This is a genomic window from Embleya sp. NBC_00888 (genome assembly GCF_045207655.1).
Lineage (GTDB): Bacteria > Actinomycetota > Actinomycetes > Streptomycetales > Streptomycetaceae > Embleya.
The window spans coordinates 1,475,119-1,494,688 of the sequence record NZ_CP108785.1 but is presented as its reverse complement, the minus strand read 5'-3'; the positions used below and the strand labels follow the sequence as shown (position 1 = coordinate 1,494,688).

At 70.6% G+C, this 19,570-nt stretch carries 16 protein-coding genes and 3 pseudogenes; 8 read left to right on the top strand and 11 right to left on the bottom strand.

The genetic code is table 11. The annotated features are described in order from the left end of the window. Window positions 1-53: 53 nt before the first annotated feature. The 5 genes from OG948_RS40875 to OG948_RS40855 form a co-directional block, all read right to left on the bottom strand. Complete coding sequence (locus OG948_RS40875; protein ID WP_331770037.1) at window positions 54-2,435, bottom strand: serine/threonine-protein kinase; 2,382 nt, start codon at window positions 2,433-2,435, stop codon at window positions 54-56. A gap of 113 nt (window positions 2,436-2,548) precedes the next feature. Beyond that, on the bottom strand, window positions 2,549-4,822 hold the full coding sequence (locus OG948_RS40870; RefSeq protein ID WP_331770036.1) for a serine/threonine-protein kinase: 2,274 nt from the start codon (window positions 4,820-4,822) through the stop codon (window positions 2,549-2,551). Between the two features lie 417 nt (window positions 4,823-5,239). Then, the gene (locus OG948_RS40865) at window positions 5,240-5,497 is read right to left on the bottom strand and encodes a histidine phosphatase family protein (RefSeq protein WP_331773470.1); all 258 of its coding nucleotides are present in this window, start codon (window positions 5,495-5,497) and stop codon (window positions 5,240-5,242) included. A 148-nt stretch (window positions 5,498-5,645) separates the two neighbouring features. Continuing rightward, the gene (locus OG948_RS40860) at window positions 5,646-6,320 is read right to left on the bottom strand and encodes a hypothetical protein (protein WP_331770035.1); all 675 of its coding nucleotides are present in this window, start codon (window positions 6,318-6,320) and stop codon (window positions 5,646-5,648) included. Window positions 6,321-6,753: 433 nt separating this feature from the next. Continuing rightward, the gene (locus tag OG948_RS40855; protein WP_331770034.1) at window positions 6,754-8,031 is read right to left on the bottom strand and encodes a hypothetical protein; all 1,278 of its coding nucleotides are present in this window, start codon (window positions 8,029-8,031) and stop codon (window positions 6,754-6,756) included. A 305-nt stretch (window positions 8,032-8,336) separates the two neighbouring features. On the opposite strand from OG948_RS40855, the gene OG948_RS40850 reads away from it, so the two are divergent. Beyond that, window positions 8,337-9,806 (top strand): hypothetical protein, encoded by a 1,470-nt coding sequence (locus OG948_RS40850; RefSeq protein ID WP_331770033.1) that lies wholly within the window; start codon window positions 8,337-8,339, stop codon window positions 9,804-9,806. A gap of 204 nt (window positions 9,807-10,010) precedes the next feature. Here the strand turns inward: OG948_RS40850 and OG948_RS40845 are convergent, their stop codons facing one another. After that, window positions 10,011-10,952: a DMT family transporter gene (locus OG948_RS40845; RefSeq protein ID WP_331770032.1), complete on the bottom strand. Its 942-nt coding sequence runs from the start codon at window positions 10,950-10,952 to the stop codon at window positions 10,011-10,013. A gap of 38 nt (window positions 10,953-10,990) precedes the next feature. Here OG948_RS40845 and OG948_RS40840 point away from each other — a divergent pair, with 38 nt between their 5' ends. Both OG948_RS40840 and OG948_RS40835 read left to right on the top strand, forming a co-directional pair. Further along, on the top strand, window positions 10,991-11,557 hold the full coding sequence (locus OG948_RS40840) for a CGNR zinc finger domain-containing protein (protein ID WP_331770031.1): 567 nt from the start codon (window positions 10,991-10,993) through the stop codon (window positions 11,555-11,557). 270 nt (window positions 11,558-11,827) lie between these two features. Continuing rightward, a pseudogene (locus tag OG948_RS40835) lies at window positions 11,828-12,010 on the top strand (VOC family protein); the annotation flags it as partial. Between the two features lie 136 nt (window positions 12,011-12,146). Here the strand turns inward: OG948_RS40835 and OG948_RS40830 are convergent. Beyond that, window positions 12,147-12,581, bottom strand: a complete 435-nt coding sequence (locus OG948_RS40830) for a VOC family protein (RefSeq protein WP_331773469.1) — start codon at window positions 12,579-12,581, stop codon at window positions 12,147-12,149. Window positions 12,582-13,069: 488 nt separating this feature from the next. Then, window positions 13,070-13,159 (bottom strand): annotated as a pseudogene (locus tag OG948_RS40825) (anti-sigma factor); the annotation flags it as partial. Between OG948_RS40825 and OG948_RS40820 the strand changes: the two are divergent. From OG948_RS40820 to OG948_RS40805, 4 genes and pseudogenes are all read left to right on the top strand, one after another. Further along, window positions 13,159-13,266, top strand: a pseudogene (locus tag OG948_RS40820) (AraC family transcriptional regulator); the annotation flags it as partial. The pseudogenes OG948_RS40825 and OG948_RS40820 overlap by 1 nt on opposite strands. 210 nt (window positions 13,267-13,476) lie before the next feature. After that, on the top strand, window positions 13,477-13,749 hold the full coding sequence (locus OG948_RS40815) for a hypothetical protein (RefSeq protein WP_406300889.1): 273 nt from the start codon (window positions 13,477-13,479) through the stop codon (window positions 13,747-13,749). After that, window positions 13,746-14,552 (top strand): Fic family protein, encoded by an 807-nt coding sequence (locus tag OG948_RS40810; RefSeq protein WP_331770030.1) that lies wholly within the window; start codon window positions 13,746-13,748, stop codon window positions 14,550-14,552. Before OG948_RS40815 ends, OG948_RS40810 begins: the two co-directional genes overlap by 4 nt. An 869-nt stretch (window positions 14,553-15,421) precedes the next feature. Further along, window positions 15,422-15,760, top strand: a complete 339-nt coding sequence (locus OG948_RS40805; protein WP_331770028.1) for an NIPSNAP family protein — start codon at window positions 15,422-15,424, stop codon at window positions 15,758-15,760. Window positions 15,761-15,881: 121 nt separating this feature from the next. Here OG948_RS40805 and OG948_RS40800 read toward each other — a convergent pair whose 3' ends face one another. Further along, window positions 15,882-16,304 (bottom strand): ATP-binding protein, encoded by a 423-nt coding sequence (locus tag OG948_RS40800; protein WP_331770027.1) that lies wholly within the window; start codon window positions 16,302-16,304, stop codon window positions 15,882-15,884. Between the two features lie 182 nt (window positions 16,305-16,486). Between OG948_RS40800 and OG948_RS40795 the strand changes: the two genes are divergently transcribed. Continuing rightward, entirely contained in the window at window positions 16,487-16,891 is a 405-nt protein-coding gene (locus OG948_RS40795) for a nuclear transport factor 2 family protein (RefSeq protein ID WP_331770026.1), read from the top strand. A gap of 147 nt (window positions 16,892-17,038) precedes the next feature. Here the strand turns inward: OG948_RS40795 and OG948_RS40790 are convergent, their stop codons facing one another. Beyond that, a complete protein-coding gene (locus tag OG948_RS40790; protein WP_331770025.1) occupies window positions 17,039-18,538 on the bottom strand; it encodes an MFS transporter in 1,500 nt (499 codons plus the stop codon). Window positions 18,539-18,601: 63 nt separating this feature from the next. Then, the gene (locus tag OG948_RS40785; protein ID WP_331770024.1) at window positions 18,602-19,216 is read right to left on the bottom strand and encodes a TetR/AcrR family transcriptional regulator; all 615 of its coding nucleotides are present in this window, start codon (window positions 19,214-19,216) and stop codon (window positions 18,602-18,604) included. Window positions 19,217-19,570 lie beyond the last annotated feature (354 nt).

The window sequence follows — 19,570 nt, the reverse complement described above, 5'->3', positions numbered from 1 at the left end:
GCCGATGCACCGCACCGGACACCGCGACGGGGCAAACGTTGCCGGGCGCGGCACTAGCCGGCCGCGTCGATCGCGGTGATGCCGAATCCGTGGCCGATGAACACCGTGCCCGCGCCGGCCGCCAGGACCGGGGTGACACCGGCTCCGGAGGAGGGGACCGGGAACGGGTGTTTCCACCGGGTCGTCCCGGTGGCCGCGTCGACCGCCCACAGTATTCCGGCGGGGTCCGCGACGTACACGTTGCCGAAGTCGTAGCGAACCCGGACGCTTTCGGTCGGGAACACCGGCTGCTTCGCGGACCCGCCGGGTATCGAGCTGCGCCAGCGCCGTGCGCCCGTCTTCGCGTCGAGGCAGTAGAGCGTGCTCTGCGTGGTGGCGAAGACCGCACCGCCGTCGGCGTCCGAGGCGCAGTCCGTGAAGGTCTCGCCGGCCGCGGCGGCGGGGAAGGACCACACCTGCCTTCCGCTGTCCGGTTCGACGAGGTGGACCCGGTCGGCGCAGTAGACGAAGCCGTCGCCCGCCCAGCAGACGGCGACCCGGCGGTCGCCCGGAACGACGTACGCCGGCATCGACACCGGCGGCAGGGCCTTGGTCCAGCCGCGCGCGCCCCGGCGCGTCGCGTCGAGCGCCATGAGTTGCCCGTCCGGGCCCTGCCTACCGTCGCCGTGCAGGAGCAGGTTCGGGCCGCGCGGGGGCACGAACAACCCGGAGATGTCCTCGCCCACTGCCTCCCACAGACCGGTCCGGGTCGCGAGGTCGACGGCCCACACGAACCTGGAGGAGGGCGCCCCGGACCCGACGACCACCCGGCCGATGACGAAGGCGGTGCCGTCGACGATGCCGGCCACGCCGAGGGGGAACCATTCGGCATGTGGGACCGGGAGTGTCCACAGTTGCGTTCCGGTGCCAGGCTGGACGGCGCTCAGTACGTATCTCCAGGTGGCGGACACGGTCCCGGTGAGGTAGACGGCCTGGTCGTTTCCGGCGGCGAAACCGTTGCCGTCGTTCCAATCCACGGCCAAGGGCAGGGTCCACCGCGGTCTGCCCGCGCCGGTGTCGAACGCGTCCCGTCCGTTCTTGCCGGAGGCGATGACCGAACCGCCGTACACGGCCAGGTCGGTGATCGGGCCGCCGGCCGTGGCCGTCCACTTCGTCGCGGCCGCGGGCCCGTCGAGCGTGCCCTTCCGGCCGGTCGGCGCGGGCAGCGGCGGGTGCGGAACGATCGCGGGCGGTGCCGGGGCGGCGGGCGGTGCCGCGGATCCGGAGGGGGCGGCGGACGGCGTCGCGGCCGCGCTCTTGTTGCCCGAACCGTCGTTCCCCGACAGCAGGATGGCCGCCGCGCCGCCGGAAACCGCCACCGCCGTGCCCGCGGCGAAGCCGAGGATCAGCCGCCTGCGCGAGGGCTGCCGTCGGTCCGGTGCCGGCGGGCCCTGTGGCGCGGACATCCCGGGCGGTGCGGGAGCGGACGACACGGGCTGGTCGCTCGACTGCGTGACCGTGTGCACGGCCGGGTGCTCGGTCGTCCCCTCGCTCGCCGCGCCCGCGGAGGCCGGCAACCCCGTCAGGACGTCGGCCGCGCGGCCGACGTCGCGCGTCAGCGCCCGGGGCAGCCAACTCGGGCTGTCCGGGTGGGCTCCTTCGCGGCTGACGAAGTCGATCAGCGCGTGCGGCGTCGGACGCCGCGCGGGGTCCTTGTCCAGGCAGGCCGCCACCATGTCCCGGATGGAGGACGGCAATACGGTGGTGTCGGCCTGATCGCCGACGACGCGCCGGAGCACGACGGCGGGCGGGCCTTCGCCGAACGGCCGCTGCCCGGACGCGGCGTACAACATCGTCGAGCCCAGTGCGAACAGGTCGCTCGCCGCGGTGACCGGCCGTCCCAGGGACTGTTCGGGCGACATGTACCCCGGCGACCCCACGATGGTGCCGTCCCGGGTGAAGGAGGTGCCGTCCAGTGCGCGGGCGATGCCGAAGTCGATGACATGGGGGCCGTCCAGAGCCAGCAGGACGTTGCCGGGCTTGAGGTCGCGGTGCACCACGCCCGCCGCGTGGATGCGGACCAGTGCCTCGGCCAGGCCCGCCAGCAGCATGCGCAGCGACCGCTCGGGCAGCGGACCGTGGCGTTGGACGGCGTCGTACAGCGACAGGCCCGAGACGAACGCCGTCGCCATCCACGGTGGGTCGCCGTCGGGGTCGGCGTCCACGACCGGCGCGGTGAAGGCGCCGGACACCCGCCGCGCGGCCGCCACTTCGGCGCGGAACCGGTCCCGGAAGTGGTCGTCGGCGGCGAAGTCGGCGCGGATCACCTTCACCGCGACGGCGCGTCCGGCGGCGGAGCGACCCAGGTAGACCTTGCCCATGCCGCCCGAACCGAGCGGGAGGAGCAGGACGTACGGGCCGACCCGCTGCGGGTCCGAGGCGTCGAGCTGTTCCATGGCCGGTAGCCATCGCCTTCTTGTTCGTGAACACCCGGGCAGTGGCGGGGGGTTCGAGCACGGTTCGCGGATTGCCCGGGCCGATCGCGCCGGTCGCGTGGTGGTTCCGGCGGCTACGCTCCGCTCGCGGCGACGACGACCAGTGAGGTGTCGTTGGCGCCCCACAGCCGGCCGCCGCCGACCGCCGTGAACGGGACGGCGACCGAGTTCTGGACCGGGTCGGTGTACTTCCACCGGCCTTTGCCCGTCTCGGCGTCCACGGCCCAGAGGTTCGCCCGGTCGTCCGCCACGTAGACGTTGCCGTCCGCGATCCGGATCCCGGCCGAGGCCGGGCCACTCTCCTTGAGCGAACCGTTGTGCGGCGCGGTGGCCCACTTCGGTGTTCCGGTCGCCGCGTCGAGGGCGACGAGACCGACGGTGCCGGTGACGTAGACGGTTCTTCCGTCCGGGCTCGCGACCGGTCCGCCGAAGGCGTCGCTCCCGTCGGGGGTGGCCTTGAAGGTCCACCGTGTCCTGCCGGTGAGCGGGTCGACCGCGGTGACCGAGGTTCCCGCGTACACGTAGGCGCCGCCGGCGAAGCACGCCGTCGTGTTCGCCAACGTCGAGAAGGAAACGCCGGGCACCGGGTTTCGCCAGCCGCGCCTGCCGGTGGCCGGGTCCAACACGACCACCTCGCCGTCGAAGCGGCTGAGGTTGCCGGTGCCGCCCGCCAGGATCATCGTCTCGATGCTGGGCGGTACCAGCAGCACCGCCTTCACATCGTCGCCGGACTCCTGCCACAGCGTGTTGCGCGTGCGCGTGTCGACGGCCCACACGAAACCTTGCAGCGACCCGCCGGCGGGGTCGACGCTGCCGGAGACGATCACGGTGTTGCCGACGAGTCCGGCGACGGTGCCCAGGGGCCGGCCGGCGACCGGGGTCGCCACCGACCACCGGAGCTTTCCGGTTGCGATGTCCACGGCGTGCAGGCTGGGGACGTCCGTGGGCCCGGCGTGCCCGAAGAGGTAGAGGGTGCCGTTGTGGACGACGGCGGGCCGGCGCCCGGGCCCACCGACGGGCAGTGCCTTGATCGGCGCCCAGCGGACTTTGGCGTCCAGGGCCAAGCCGGTCGCCTCGAACAGGCCGAAACTGACCAGGACGTCGTCGCTCAGGACGAGGCCGGTGCACGCGGTGGCGAGGTTCGGCATCTTGCGGACCACGGCGTCGGGTGCGGTGAGGGGCGTCGTGGTGAGGCCGGGTGGCGCGGTCGGGGCGGGCGGGGCGGACTTCGGATCGGGGCCGGCCCCGGTTTTCCGGCCGGTGTTCTCGGCGCCGCCCCGCGCCGACAGCAGGGCCGCGGTGACACCTCCGGCCACCGCGAGGGTGCTCGTGCCGCCGATGAGCAGGGCGCGGCGGCTGATCCCGCGTGGGCCCGGAACGGGGGGTTGCGGCGGCGGTTGGGGTGGGGCCGACGGGGTCGGCGGTGTCGGGGGTATTCGCGTGGCCGGGGGCGTGGGAGCGGTGAGGATCGACGCGCGGACCGCCATGATGTCGGCGGTCAGCGGCGCGGGGAGCCAGCTTCCGGCGGTCACGTCGACGCCTTGCCGTTCGATGTCCGCGACCACCCGAGCCGGATCGGGCCGCGCGGCGGGGTCCTTGGCGAGACAGCGCAGGATCAACGCGCGAAGCGGCTCGCCGAGTCCGGCCAGCGGCGCGTGGTCCGGCTCGGTGCCGGCGACGCGGAACATCAGCGCGGCGGCGTTGCCGGTCCCGAACGGCGGCAGCCCCGTCGCGGCGAAATACGCGGTGGCGCCCAGCGAGAAGATGTCGCCGATCGGCGTGAGCGGCTGCTCCAGGGCCTGCTCGGGCGACATGTACCCGGGCGAACCGACCACCGCGCCGCTGCGGGTGTGCGAGGTTCCCTCCGCAGCACGCGAGATCCCGAAGTCGATGACGTGCGGTCCGTCGAGTGCGAGCAGGACGTTCGAGGGTTTGAGGTCGCGGTGGATGAGACCGGCGGCGTGCACGCTCCCGAGCGCCTCCGCCAGCCCGGCGACCAGCATGCGCAGCGACGCCTCGGGCAGTGCCCCGTGCCGGGCGACCGCCGTGGAAAGGGCAACACCGGGCACGAACGCCGTTGCCATCCAGGGGATCGGGCCGTCGGGGTCGGCGTCCACGACCGGGGCGGTGAAGGCCCCGGAGACCCGCCGGGCGGCCGCGACCTCTTGGCCGAAGCGTGCCCGGAACACCGGGTCGTCGGCGAGTTCGGGACGGATGACCTTGACCGCGACGGTGTGGCCGCCGGCCGAACGACCCAGGTACACCTTGCCCATGCCGCCGGCGCCGAGCCGGCCGAGCACGGCGTACGGCCCGACCCGCCGCGGATCGGCGGCGCCCGACAACTCCATGGTTCCCCTATTCAGCGGCAGCACGTCACCATACCCACTCCATGATCATCGTGTGCCGCCCCCGTCGCGCGCTCCGAGCGAGCTCGCGCATCCCGGTGTCGAGCCGCGCGAACGGGCGCTGTTCCCCCTCGCACCGACCGTGCGCAGGTGTCCGTGACGGACATCGTGACAAGTGCCGCGACAAGCGCCGCGACACCTCCCGGTCGGCCCGATCCGGTGGCGGACGACCCATGGCATCCACGGCGCGATCCGGCTGCCGGCTTCCTGTGCGAGGGGACGTCGTTTCGAGACCTTCCGCGATGGGCTCGGGATCGATGCAGCCGGAGGCACCGAGGTGACCACGCCGGGTGCTCGCTCGGGCGAACGTCGCCTGACACGGCAGTGGTTACATCTCGGACGGGACAAGGACAGTCGCCATCACGCCACGTTCCACCCGAGCAGGACCGGCAACTCGTGCTCGTAACCCAGTGTGTTGATCGTCCCCGGACGCGGGTGCCCGAACTGCCGCGCGGCCGACGCGTGGAGCCCGAGCCGGCGCGCGGTGAGGATGCGTGACAGGTGGCCGTGCGCAACGACGGCCACGTCGCCCTTGTCCAGCAGCGGCCGGACCCGGTCGAGGAAGGCGTCGACCCGCATCGTCACGTGCCCGAGGTCCTCGCCGGCGTCGAGCGGCAGGTCGGTACGGCCCGCATGCCGGCCGATCCGGCTTCATGCGGTCTCGCCGTGCCTGATCACTACCGATTCACCCATGGCCGAGAACCCGTATCTCACCTCGAACACGGGGCGACGGTTGCCTGATCCACCAAGATCCGCCGGGCAGGGCCTAGCCCCGGCCCTGGGTCAGCACCAGTTGCTGGACGGGGCGTACCGCTCGGCCCAAGTGGGCGCAGCGCGCCTCGAAACCAGGGGGGAGCCACGTGCCGCCGAGGAGCCGGGGGTGTGACGGGAACGCCGCCAGGGCCGCCAGGGCGAACATCAGGGAGGCCCACGGTGTGGTGACGCGCACGCACATGTAGCCCTTGCCGTACATGTCGTGGTAGCGGGCCTCGAAGACGCCGGGCTCGGGCAGGTCGATCTGGTCGAGACCGGTGAAGCCGAGGCTGAGCGGATTGCGAGGATGCGCGAGGTACGCCGACAGGTGGGTGATGGTCAGTTCGCCGCCGCCGTCGTGCACCCAGCGTGGGACGGTGTCCTGCTGCGCACGCTTGCGGCGCGCCGCGTTGCCCAGCGCGTTCAGGGCCAGCGCGCCCACCACGAACCCCGGCTTGCCGATTGCGGCCACGCCGGTGCTGCGGTAACTGCCGTTGCCCACCGCGCGCAGCCTGTACTGATCCCCCGGCCCGGTCGCGAGTACGCGTTCCCCCGCCTCGATCCGGGCCGTGCTCGCTACGAGCGGGCGGCGGTGCGCCTGGCCGGTGACGACATCGGCCACGATGTCGCAGGTGTACCAGAGGTATTCGTCATTCTGCGTCCACCCGTCGGCCGGTTGGGAGTCCATCCGGTTCCTCACCCTTGTCCCTTGCCCGGCGAGCCCCGTGCTACGCCGCACCTTCGAGTCTAAGCGTGCCTTCCGGGGGCCGGCCGGCCTGTTGTCGCGACCGAGGTCGACGGCAGGCGTCCGGCCGGGCAGTCCCATCCGGGCTCACGAGCGTCCGGGATTTTCCGGGCATGGCACACAAACCGAATCCCGAGGTGCGGAGGTTCGCCACGACTCCGGCAACCGTTCGCGTGGACCTCGCCCGCGCGGCCTGAGGCGCGGCCCGGTCCGTCGTGGTGGGGCGTCGCCCGTTGTACAGCCATTGGCCGAGCTCGGGTACGAGCGAGCGCAAGTCGACCGGCATCCTCGGTATTGCCGGTTCGCCGGTCGACTGCCAGGGCCCGGTGCCTCCGCCGCGGTGTGCACGGGCCGTCTTGCCCACGGGGGACCCGGGCTACTGCTCTCGGGTGCAGTTCTCCAGGTACGGGTCGTCTCGCCAGAGGCAGATCTTGACGGTGACCGCACGGTTGTTGATGACGGTCGGAACAGCCGGAGTGCGCACGTAGTCGCGTTCCTCCGTGGGAAGCGCCTTGCGGCACTCGTGCCACGCGGTTTCGCCGTCGAGCCGCCACAACAGGCGTACGCCGCCGGAGTGCGGGTCGTGGTCGTCGGACCCGGCCCTGCCCCAGTAGTACTTGCGGCCCTGGTGACTCAGGTAGCGGGCTGAGCCGTTCATGGTGTCGAAGTCCAGAGTGGGCAGAACCATCGTGGCCTGGTTGTCGACGAAGACCGTCGCGGGGGATTCGATGATGCCGGCGTCGACGACACCGTCGCGGCAACTCAGCACGGTCGGCGCCGACTCGGAAGCCGGGTCGATGTGCTGTGTCGCCGTGGACCGCGCGTCGGCGGAACCCGACGGCCTCGCGCCCGAGTCTCCCGAGGTGGCCCACCACGTGATTCCCGCGGATGCCGCGGCGACGGCGGCCAACGCGGCGACGGCGGTGAGTCGGGGCGGTTGGCGTCGCCTCGACGCGGTGGTCGGAGGGCCCTCGGACGACGTATCCGGCGATGTGGCCGACCCGCTGTCCGGCGATGTACCCGGCGGTCCGTCCGGCGAGGCAGCCGGTGATCCGCCCGAAGCAGTGTCCGGTACGGCAGCGCCACCGGCGCCCGGCTCGGTGACCGGGTCCGCGGTCGCACCCCCGACCGGGCGTCCCGACGGGCCGACGGTCGGGTCGAGCGGGCGGGCCTTGGCCGCGATCTCCGCCCTCCTGCGGAGCGCGTCGGCATGCCGGGCCGCCGCTGTGTACGTCCGGGCCTCGGCGGCACCGAACTCCTGTCCGGCGATGTGATGGCAGGCGCGGGCGACGGCGAGCACCAGGTCGACGTTGGCGACGCGGCCGGGCCTGCCCTTCAGGGCCTGGTCGATCGGGTTGTGGTCCGGGCCGTCCGTCGGCGACACGGCCAGGTCGTACAGGCGTAACTCGATGACGACCGCCGCGATATGACGCAGCGACCCGGGACGCCGGGGCTTGGCGCTGCCCTTGCGCGGCTCGGGGATCGCGCCGTGCGCGACGGCGCGGTTCTGGGCCTCCCGCAGCAGACGGGCGACGTGCTGTTCCGCCGCCACGGCCGCGGCATGGGCGGACCCTTCGCCGTCGGCGTCCGTACCGCTCGTATCCCCGGCGACGTCCGCGTCCGCGGAACCGCCCGTACCGGTGGTGTCGCTCATGCTCGAGTCCCCGTCCCATCGCGTAGGCGAGCACCGATTCTGCCGCAGCTACGCGCCTCATCTGTTTCGATCCGTCGCGGAAGACACATCGCGCCAGGTCACAGACACGTCATGGGTGCGATGAACGGCCTCTCCATCACTCGATCGTGGAAAGCTCCGTATCGGTGGGGACTGCGGACGGGGCGTCGCGGCGTGCGGCGCCACTCCCACTTCCTCCGCTCACTGTCGGGCCGGTCCTGTGCCGACACCTGTTCTGTTCGCGTGTTTTCGCGGCCCTTGACGAACTCGGAGAAGCCGTGCGGTTGATGTCCAGGAACGTGGCCCTCGCCGGTGCCGTCGCCTTCACGCTCACCCTCGGCGGGTGTTCGGGCGACGGGGACAGCGCGGACGAGCGCCGCCCGGCCGGCGCGAACAGCGATGCCCCGACCGCCGGGGACAGCGCACCGGGCGGCGGCTCGGCGGTCCGCAACGGCCCCGCGTACGCCGGGCCCGCGCTGCCGGGTCTGACCGACAAGCCGCTCTGGTCCGCGGCCGGCGGCAAGGACGGCGCCAAGGTCGACACCTCGACGGGCACGGTGACCGGGCCGGCCGAACCGCGGATCGTCGGCAACACGGTGGCGCTCGTGCGTACCGAACTGGCCGCGAACGCGCCCAAATCGACACCTGCGCCCGGTGCCGACACCATCGTCGGTGACTGGAACACCGTGGAACTGCGCGATGCCGAGAGCGGCGCGGTCCGCGCGACCGTGAACCTGCGTGGCCGCATCGTTGCCGGCACGTGGGCCGGCAAGCCGGTGCTGTACGCCGTCTACACCGAAAAGATCGCGTCCGACGGGTTGAGCACCGCGAAACGCACCACCGTGTGGTTGGCGCTGGACGAGAACGGTCGTGAAGCGGGAAGGGCCGCGCTTCCCGAGGACAGCGACGCCGACACCACGGAGACCGTCGTCGACGGGTGGGTGATGCGTACCGTGCACGACGGCTCCAAGGCCACGGTGAACGTGCGCCCCGCGCAAGGAGGTTCGGCGGGCGCGACGGTCGAGCAGAACATCGCCGACTTCGACGGCGGCAAGGACCGGCAAATCTTCGGCGGCCTGCTGTTCTCCTACGACAAGGCGGACAAGGACGGTGTGAAGCACTTGGTTGCCACCGACATCGCCACCGGGCAGCGCAAGTGGACGACCGCGAGCGTACGCAAGCCCGCCGGCACCCCCGAGGCGTCGACAACCAGCGGTCATGCTCCGGCGATCGTACGGATGATCGGCGGTGACAAGATCGCCATCGCCTGGGACGCGGGCTCGAAGGGCAGCTTCAGCTTCGCGACGCAATGGGGGCTGTACGACCTGGCGACCGGAAACCTCGTCCACGAGGGACCGCGCGTCACCAGCGGCTACTATCGCGCGATCGTCGACCGCGAGGAGTCGCTGATGTTCGTCGCGGCCGGCACCGGCGGCGAAGTGCGAACCACGGCATGGGACCTGAGGACCGGTCGGATCGTATGGCAGCAGCCCAAGCAGGGCGAGTTGCCGATCGAGTCGTTCGTGGTGGTCAACGGTGCCCTGTACGCGAGCAAGCGCGGCTACAGCCCCAGCGGGAGCATGAACGGCGACAACCCGCGCGCCACCGATCCGCTCGTGATCGACGCTCGGACCAAGAAGGTCGTGCTGCCCGAAGGGGTACCGGGCGAGCTGTTCCCCAGGATGACCGCCGACGGCCACGGTCTGGTGAGCACCAAGGACGGCATCTTCGTCTTCGGCGCCAAACCACTCGCATAGCCACCGGCGGTCGGTGCGAGTTTCCGAACCGTCCGGGGTTGGGGTGGGGCGGGGTATGTGATGCCGCGCTCGCGGCGCGGGGACCGGGCCACTCGTTCTCGCGACGGCTCGATCCCGGACTTCACCGGAACCGGTTGCCCGCCGCCGGCTCCGCTTTCCCCGGGCGCGTCACGGCAACTGTCGTTCCCATGTCCCGGGGAGTGATCAGCGGTCGTCGAGTTTGGCCAGGACGACGCCGCCGATGATCAGGAGGCCACCGGCGGTCTGGGTCGCGGTCGGTGCCTCGTCGATCAGCAGCCAGGCGAAGCCCACACTGGCGATGACTTCCAGCAGGGCGATGAAGGAGGCGGTGCGTGAACCGAGGCGGCGGCTCGCCTCGGTTCCCGTCGTGTAGGCCAAGGCGGCGGTGACCAGGCCGAGCAGGAGCACCGGCACCCACCACGGCGTGCTGCCGGTCGTGTAGGAAGCCGGTTCGAGGGTGGCGCGCATCGGCAACAGACCGACGGCCGCGAGGGCGGCGAGGGTGACCGTGCCGATCACGAGGCCGGCACCGGTCAGGGCCACCGGCGGCAGCCCGGTGTCGGTGTCCGCGGCGATGAGGAAGTACGCGGTCAGGCCCACCATCGCGGCGAGCGCCCAGGCCACGCCCGACCATGCCAGGTCGGCGCCGGAGAGCAGGTCGACGGCCAGGACCAGGCCGGCCGCCGCCAAGCCGGCGCCGGCCAGGGTGTACGGCCGCGGGCGCTGACCGCGACGCACCCACAACCACACCACGACGGCCGCCGGAGCGGTGTACTCGATGAGCAACGCGGGCGCGACGTCCATCGTGGCGACCGCGGAGAAGAAGCAGAACTGCGCGCCGGCGAGGCCCAATACGCCGTACACCAGCACGGTGGGCGCCTGCGCCCGCAGCTGTCGCAGGCGTCCGCGCAGGGACGCGACCGCGAACGGCGCCACGGCGAGCGCGGCGATGCCGACCCGGGCCAGCACGATGGCTCCCGGGCTCCACCCGGACGAGAGCAGTCCTCGTGCCAACGACCCCGACATGCCGAAGGACAGCGCGGAGACGAGGGCGAGGAACAGGCCGCCGCCGAGGGCACCGGAGGAGGCGCGTACACGCAGCGTGTCATCGACTACATGGCTCATAGACCATGACGTTAAGAGAGGAGATGTAAGATGTCAAAATGATTTTTGGTCATGACACCGAGGCCGGCCTGCAGGCGGTCGTGGCGCTGGTCAACAGCGCGGAGGGGTCGGACACCCTCACCACCGTCCAGGAGTTGGACGCGTGGTACGCCGAACATCGCTACACCGGGCGCCGGGACCGCGATGCCGCCGAACTCGCGAGCCTGCGCGAGCTGCGGCCGGTTCTGCGCGAGCTGTTGACCGCCGACCGCGACCGCGCCGCGAGCCTGGTGAACACGATGCTCACCGACGCTCGTGCGCTCCCGCAGCTCGTTCGTCACGACGACCAGGACTGGCATCTGCACGCGGTGTCCTCCGCCGCGCCGCTGGCAACCCGCGTCATCGTGGAGACCGCGATGGCCATGACCGACGTGGTGCGCGTCGACGAGCTGTCCCGCCTGTTCCTGTGCGCGGACGAAGGCTGCGCGGGCATCGTCCTGGACCTCACCCGGAACCGTTCGCGCCGCTACTGCAGCACCGCGTGTGCCAACCGCAACGCGGTGGCCGCCTACCGCGCCCGCCTCGGCGCACGCCGGCCCGCGGACAGGCCGAACACGGCGACCTGAACGGCAGCTCCCCTGCTCGTCGTCAGGCGGCAGGACCGGCAGGTCGCGGCGCGTGCGGGCCCGAGCGTCGCGGCTGGGGAGCGGAGCGGGCCGATTCCCGTTCGGCGACGGTTTCCGCGGATGTCGTGGCTGAGCGGATGCCTAGGATCGTTGGCATGGCGCTGCGACCCGTTCAGGTGGACATGAAGGCTCTCGATGGCTTGGCGGTCGGCCGGTTCTGGGCGGAGGCGCTCGGCTGGAGTGTTTTGCGACCCGGCGTACGCGGAGACGAAGACCGTGCCGGACCGCATCCATCTCGACCTGCTGCCATACCCCGGTGACGACAAGGCAGCGGAGGTGGCCCGGCTGCGGGCCCTCGGCGCCACCGACCTCGACGTCGGCCAGGGCGACGTCCCGTGGACGTGCCTGACCGATCCGGAAGGCCACGAGTTCTGTGTCCTCGCCCTGTCCTGACGCGGAGTCTCGACGGTGCCCGGAGTCCGGCGCCCGAGTGACCCCCATCGCGCCTCGTTCCGGTCGAAGGGGCGGGCCGGAGGCTGCCTTTGATGACCGGGCCATCGGGGCGGAACGCGTACACGTTCGCGACCGCTCAGTCGAGACAGAACTCGTTGCCCTCGATGTCCTGCATCAGGATGCACGACTCGTTTTCGGCATCGGCATGCAACACCCGCAGTTGTACCGCGCCGAGCGCGACCAGTCGTGCGGACTCGGCCTCGAGTGTGGCGAGGCGCTCTTCACCCACGAGCCCGGTGCCGGCCCGTACATCGAGGTGCACCCTATTCTTGACGACCTTGCCTTCCGGAACACGCTGGAAGTACATGCGTGGGCCCACACCCGAGGGATCCATGCAGACGAACGCCGCGCCCCGGCGCTCGGGCGGCAGCGAGCGATCGTAATCGTCCCAGGTGGCAAAGCCCTCCGGCGGCGGCGGTACGACGTACCCCAACACCTCGCACCAGAAACGAGCGACGCGCTCAGGGTCCGCGCAGTCGAAGGTGACTTGGAACTTCTTGATCGATGCCATCGGTTCACGGTAGCGGCGCGTGCCGTTCACCGGGAGCCGGACCTCATCGCCGCGTGGGTCGAGGTCTCGTGTGACACCGATAAGGAGGAGTTCCTCCCCCCGCCTGCTCGGGGATGCCGACGGTGGCCGAGGAGCCCTCCGCTGCCCGGCCGTGCCTCACGGTGCGGCGAACCGTGCCCGATGGGTGTGCGAGCGGGTGGGCGGGGACCAGGCCGGTAACCGGTCGGACGGACAAGGAGTTCGTCTTGGCCGGTGATTCGTCCATGTGGGCGGAGTGGAGCTTCATCGTGGTCACGACGTCGGGGGCGCGACCCATCGGGTCGCATCCGTAGCACCACGGTATCGATCACGTCGGTCACGCGGAGCCCTCCGGGATCGGCGGCACCGGATTCACCGGCGGCTCGTCCGTGGACAGATGCTCCTCGGCCGGGTCGGACGAACTCGTGAACGGCCCGATGACGCTGTGACCAGTGCCGCGCCCGGCACTGGCCCGCCGGGTAGAAGAGGAACAGCGTGCATCCGGTGGTGGTCGCGGGGACGTGCCACGAGCCGGCCGGGGCGTGCAGGAAGGTGCCTGATCGCCCTCCGTGTCGGCCTCATCTCCGCCGTCAACCTGCGCCGCCGCTTCCGCGCCCAGGTCGGCACGACCCCGGGCGCCTACCGGCGGGCCTTCCGGGACTTGTGACGCCCATGCGCACCCGTTGTCGGTGGCCGCTTCGAATCGGGGCTTCAGTGCGTACGCCCGCGTGCCACGCCGGCCTCGGTGAGGTTCGACGGACCGCCGCTCGGGTCCATGACGGCACGGTGCTTGGCAAGCGCGTGGGGCCGCGCAAACCGACATAATGGATAGCCGGCGGTACGGAGCTTCGAGACGGCGGAACGGGAGACGGTGGAGATGGTTCCGGAGAGGCCTGAGCCCGGTCGGATCGAGCAAGACGAGGCCGGCCCCGATCATGCCGATTCCATCGACGACGCGGGGAAAAGGCGACGCCGGGCGGCGATCGCCTCGGCCGACGGCTCGTTGCGCGCCGAGAATCTCGTTGCCTCGGCCGAGTCCGATCGCGACGCGGAACTTTGGATCGATGGTCGGATCACGGCGGACGAGGCAGTTCGTCGGGCAATACGACGGCATCACCGTGGTGGTCCGGCTTCGGCTGGGAAGCCGTGACGCAACGACCCGAATTTCAAGACCCGTACTGCTATCCGGGCACCAACATATTGCGCAACAAGCTCTTCATTCAGAACGCCGAAGAACTCGCACAAGCCGAGGCCGACATCACACGACCTGCCGTGGCCGAGTTGGAGACGAAACGATTGCGAGGGAAGTACGACCTGCCGCACCTCCAGTCATTCCACAAGCGAATCTTCGGCCCCCTGTTCACCTGGGCGGGTCAGTTGCGTAACGTCGAGATCGACAAGGAGAGTCCGTTCGCTCTCTCCATGAACATCCTCGCCTATGCGGGGGATATCTTCGGGCGGCTCGCACGCGACGAATTCCTGCGAGGGCGGGATCAGGATTCCTTTGTGGCGGGATTCACGGAACTCTTCGGGGACGTGAATGCGCTGCATCCGTTTCGCGAGGGAAACGGCCGTACCCAGCGGGCATTCCTGGGTCAGCTCTCCCGCGACGCGGGATATCGTGTCGACTGGTCGAAGCTCGACCCGGCGCGAAATCATGCCGTGTCGGTCGCGTCGGTCTCCGGAAACAATGAGCCACTTCGGCACATGCTCGCCGAAATCGTTTCACCGTTGCCTGCCGGATCCGGCAAGAAATCGTCGAGCGGCCGGCAAGCGGGCCGGAGCACAGGGCTGACCGCGACCGGGATGAAGCCCGCGTCCGAAGTGCGCAAGGGCGTGGGGGCGGCGTCGGCCGGCGATGAAGGCACGGCGACCGGCTCGGGCCGCCCGGCGATCCGATACGAGACGCCGTCCAGGAACCAGCAGCGAGGATCGGGCATCGACGGCGCCTGATGGGCAGCCGATGACATCGTCGCCCGCATGATGGGAGCGCACCGGCTCCGCGTGTCGGTGCTCATGATGTCGACGAGGGCACCGACCGCACTCTGGCGGACGAACTCGCCCTCACCACCGCCTGGTGGACGGGGCGGCCGACCCCGAGCATCCGGGCCCGGAACCAGCGCCATGAACCACGCCGACTTTCCGCGCCGGGCCATGGTGCGGCCGTGTGGGGCGGAGAAGGATCGTTGCGCGGCGGACGTGGCCCGCCCAGGTCCGTGAGCACCCTCATACCGCCTTCTCTGCCCAGAAGGCGACACCCCATGCGCTGCCAGCGGAACGCGGGGAGAAGCACGGATGCTCCCGGCACCGGGTGAGGGATCGACGGGGCTCGTTGTCTCGCGCTGTCGTCGGGGAAGGCGACTGATCCGCAACCTAGGCGACTGAGCCCCAACGCATGTGCTGCGCGCGCCGGTTGCGGGCCCGGTGGCTCGAGGCGGAGGCGCGGGACGTCAGTTGCGCTTTCTGTTCCTGGTCCACAGGCCGACGGCGAGTATCCCGAAGAGGAGGATGAGAATGGCGACCGCCAACACGGTTCCGGGCGTTCCGTCGGGCATCCATCCTCCGCGCGCGAGCGTCATCCAAGCTCTCCTGTCTCGGCGGAACGAACGGCCGGCAGCCGTACGTACAGCCGGTTCGGTGTCGGCGCACCCGACCGCGCGAGTGACCGACAAGGCGTTCTCCAAGTCTTACCGCGACGCCGCCGATCATGCCGCCCGGCCACCACTATCGACAAACGACGTCCGGAAGCCTCTGCCTCGGTCGCTACGCCGCGCTGCCGGACGACCGTGACTGGAAGCTCTGCGGAGGGGAAGGATGTTCGGGTGATCACTTGCGTCGTCGACTACACGATCGATCCCGCCAAGATCGAGGCGTTCGAACGGTTCGGGCGTTGTTGGATGGAACTGGTCGGTCGCCACGGTGGAATCCATCATGGCTACTTCCTGCCTGCCGAGGGGGCGAGCGACCGGGCCCTGGCCCTGTTCACCTTCCCGAGCCTGGCCGCCTACGAGCAGTACCGCGACCTGTTCGGAGTGGATCCGGACTTCGTGGCAGCGGACCGCATTCGGGACGAGAGCGGTTGTGTCGTGCGCTACGAGCGCACGTTCATGCGGCCGTTGCTCCCGGGGGACGTCGGTCCCGAAGCCGCGCCCCGGGATTGACGGACTCGGCGCCGGATCGCGGACAACGGCCGACCGCCGTCGTGGTCCTTCCGGGCGAGGACGTGCGATCTCGCAGGCCCCGGGTGTGTGGCCATCCTGCGTACCGCACTGGGGAGTTGCCTCACGGTGTCGTCGACTCGCCCGGTGTCGGAGGGCGGAAGCAGGTGTCGATGGTTTTGCCGTGGCGGTGGGGGTGGATGTTCCAGTCGTCGGTGACGGCGTCGACCAGGGCGAGGCCCCGTCCGCCGGGGGTGAGGGTGTCGGGGGTTCGTGGTGTCGGCAGAGTGGGGTCGTCGTCGCACACGTGGACATGCAGGCAATGGCCGTCCCAGGAGATGACCACGTGAGCGCGAGTGTGGGCGTGCAGGTGAGTATTGGTGACCAGTTCGGTGACCACGAGCAGAATCGCGTCCACCGTCTCGGGGGCGTCCTCGGTCCATTCCAGCATGGCCAGGCGTTCCCTGGCCCATCGCCGCCCGGCGCCGACTCCCGTCTCCACGGGGAACGCCCGTGCCCATCCCTTGGCCCGCATCGCCTCGCTCAAAACCGGCCTCCCGGATCGTGTTGTCGCGGGTGCCTACCCGGTGAAGGCCACGCCATCCGTTCCGGGACACCCACGATTACTCGGCCCGGAGCGCGCGCGGTTTCCCGGCCACGGCACGGCCGTAGTATGTGTGCCGGACCGCATCGGCGATGCAATCGCCCTGACGGAAAAGGCCGAACCACATGACAGCAGAGTCGCCGGCGCAGACCGTTCAACGCTTGTTCCCGCTGCTCGCCGAGGGCAAAACCGCAGAGGCGGCAGGGCTGTTCGCCGACGCGGTGTCGTTCTCGATCCCGCACCCGCCGGGCATTCCGTGGGTACCGGAGGTCGACTCGGCGGAGGGTATGCGGACGTTCTTCGAGCTGCTGGGGACGCACGTGCAGCCCAAGGAGTTCGACCTCCGCCAGGTCGTCACCGAGGGCGACGACGTGGTGTTGATCGGACGCATGGTCTCCGAGGTCAAGAAGACGGGCCGGGACATCGACACCGCGTTCGTCCTGCACACCACGGTCCGGGACGGGCGAATCACCCGCTACCACCTCTACGAGGACACTTACGCGGTCGCAAGGGCGTACTTCGACGACTGATCGCCCGTGATCGTGTCGACCTGCCTCATCGCCCTGTTCCCCTCAGCCGGAGCGTTGTGAACCATGCCCGGCTTCGCACCCACCACATGCGGCTTCTTTGACGAGCTCGCAGGTCGGGTCTTGTGCGATGGGCGCGTGGGCTGTGGGTTACATGTGCACGGTGGGGGCCGCGTTCGGGTCGACCACGGGGGCGCCGCGACGGAAGAGCAGGGCTGTGGCGACCAGGCCGACGGCGAAGAACGCGGCGGACCAGCGGTAGGCGGTGGCGTAACTCTCCAGCGCGGCGCGGGCGAAGGTCTCCGGGCCGGCCCGATGGTCCTTCAGGTAGTCCGAGCCGGCCGACGCGGACAGCGTGCTCAGCAGCGCGATGCCGACCGAACCGCCGACCTGCTGCACGGTGTTGACCGCGGCCGAGGCCACCCCGGAGTCCTGCGCGCGCACGCCGAACGTGGCCGCGCTCATGCAGGGGGCGATGACCAGTCCCACGCCCGCGCCGAACACGATCAGACCGGGCATCAGGTCGGTCGCGTACGCGCTGTCCAGGTCCAGGCGGGTCATGTGGAGCAGGGCGAGCGCGGCCAGGCCCATCCCGGTCGGCACGATCGGCTTGGGCCCGAAGCGCGGCAGCAGCACGACGGTCGCGCTGGTCGCGGTGAGCATGATGCCGAACACCATGGGCAGGAAGGCCAGTCCGGTCTTCACCGGGCTGTAGTGCAGGGTCTGCTGCATGTAGTAGGTCAGGAACAGGAAGATGCCGAACATGCCGGCGCCGGCCACGAGCATGCCGATCAAGGCGGCGCCCCGGTCGCGGTCCAGGAGTACGCGCGGCGGCAGGAGCGGGTTGGCCACGACGGTCTGGATGCGAGCGAAGACGGCGAGCAGTACGACGGCCGCGATCAGGCAGCCGTAGGTGATCGGGTCGCGCCAACCGTCGCTCTCCGCGTGCGAGAAGCCGTAGACGAGCGCGAACAGACCGGCGGAGACCGCCAATGTGCCCGGCAGGTCCAGGCGGGGGCGGTCGGCGGCGCGCTCGTGCCTGCCGAGCAGCAGGGCCCCGCCGACGATGGCGAGGCCGGCCAGGATCAGATTGACGTACAGGCACCAGCGCCAGTCGAGGTGTTGGGTCAGTACGCCGCCCAGGAGCAGTCCCACGCCGCCGCCCGCGCCGGCGACGGCGCCGAACACGCCGAAGGCCTTGGCGCGTTCGGCCGGGTCGGTGAACGTGGTGGTGAGCAGCGACAGTGCGGCCGGGGCGAGGAGCGCGCCGAAGACGCCCTGGAGGGCCCGGGCGGCCACCAGTACCTCGAAGTTCGGCGCGGCGCCGCCGGCGGCGGAGGCCAGCGCGAAGCCGAACAGGCCGATCAGGAAGGCGTTTCGGCGGCCGAACAGGTCGGCGATCCGGCCGCCGAGCAGCAGCAGGCTGCCGAACGCGAGGGCGTAGGCGGTGACCACCCATTGGCGATTGCCGTCGGAGAAGCCGAGGTCCCGCTGTGCGGAGGGCAGGGCGATGTTGACGATGGTGGCGTCCAGGACGACGGTGACCTGGGCCAGCGCGATCACCGCGAGGATCCACCAGCGGCGGGGTACGGCGGCGGCAGCGGCCGGGATCGGTGGTGCCACGGCCGGGGCGGCGGTGTTTTGTGGCATGGCGAAACTGCTCCTGTCGGGTGGGAGAGGACGCGCTTCGGGAAATGGCCTGCGGCCGGCGGTTCAGTGCCGGAGCAGCGCCGGGAGCACGACGGCGTCGAGGTAGCGCTGTAGGTATTCCTCGTCGGCGATACAGCCCTCGATCAGCGGTCGGCCGGTCACCGCGCCGATCAACAGGTGTGCCAGCAGGCCCACCGCCGGGTTGTCCGGGGCGACTTCGCCGCGCGCGACGGCGTTCGCGAGCACCCGGTCGAGCACCGCCGCCTCGGGATCGACGATGGCTTCCCGTACCGCCAGACCGAGTTCGGGATCGCCCAGGATGGCGTGCGCGACACTCGCGAGCAGCGCGGTGTCGGGGGCGGCTCCGTACGCGATCCGGTGCACGGTCTCGTACAGGTCGCCGCGCAGCGAACCGGTGTCCAGGCCGACCAGGGACGCGCCCTTGTTGTGCCGCAGCGCCGCCGCGACCAGGCGCGGCTTGCTCTGCCACTGGCGGTACAGGGTCGCCTTGCTGGCCTTGGCCCGCGCGGCGATGGCCTCCATGGTCAACGCGGCGTAGCCCGTCTCACGGAGCAGGTCGAGCGTGGCCACGTACAACTCGGCCTCGCGCTCGGGGGTCAGCCGCGAACGCCGGCCGGAGGGCGCCGAGTCGGTGGTCCCGGTCGGGTCGGTGTGCATGCGAGGGTACCTCGTCGGTTGAATTAGCGAAACGACGTCGTTTCGCTAACGCTAGAGGTGTTGTCATCGAAACGCAACCGTTTCGATAGTGACGGTGGGTGGGGACGGATGCGGCCGGTCGTGAATATCGGTTCCACGGCCGGATTCGCCGCATCGAGCCTGTGCGAAGACGACGCTGACGGCACTGTCGGGCACGCCAGAGACTCCGTCGGGTCTCGTGGCGGACACATCTCATGATCAATGTCATCTTGTCGATTCGATCGATTGAGAAATCTGACGCATCGTCATATCGTCACGCCGGTCGAACGGAATGATCGACTCCGGTGGGGACACCGGGTGCGCTCGAACACGGAC